Source organism: Neoaquamicrobium sediminum (assembly GCF_040970315.1).
GTDB classification, from domain to species: domain Bacteria; phylum Pseudomonadota; class Alphaproteobacteria; order Rhizobiales; family Rhizobiaceae; genus Aerobium; species Aerobium sediminum.
In genome coordinates, this window is sequence record NZ_JAZHFV010000039.1 from 1 (window position 1) to 496 (window position 496).

General features: G+C 60.1%; 1 pseudogene. It reads right to left on the bottom strand.

Annotation, left to right across the window (positions count from 1 at the left end):
* Nucleotides 1–83: 83 nt before the first annotated feature.
* A pseudogene (locus V1479_RS26145) lies at nt 84–496 on the bottom strand (hypothetical protein); the annotation flags it as partial.

Below are 496 nucleotides of genomic sequence, written 5' to 3' on the forward strand. Positions count from 1 at the left end.
TGTCGCTTGGCATTTAAATGCAAGAATGCGGTGGTTTTGCCCGGGTTAGGCACTTAATCGTGAGAATTCCTGCAGCCAGATTCTCAAATTAACTGCATTTGCCTAGAAGCTCGCAGCGTGCCGGCTTGAGCTATCATGTTCTCTGCGGCGTCAGAGAATCGGGCCCGGTTGTCGCCCATCATGTGCCCACGCAGCATCCGGAGCATTTCCGGGCCGGCGCGCTCGACGATGGCAACGCCGGCCAGCAGAGCCGGCCGCATATCGAGCGGCAGGATCGGCTTTGCAGGTGTGGGCAGATTCTGCAATTGCTCGGCAACGACATGGTCGAGATCGGGAATGATGGCGCCGAGCACCCGGTAGCGCCAAAGCTCGTGCTCGCGCGGTAGGGGCCAGATCACTCGCCGCATCAACAGAAGCCGGGCGATTTCGGTCGCCGATGTCCAGGTTCGAATGCCGCGTTCGGCTTCGTCGTCGAGCAGCTTTTCACCCCGCAGAG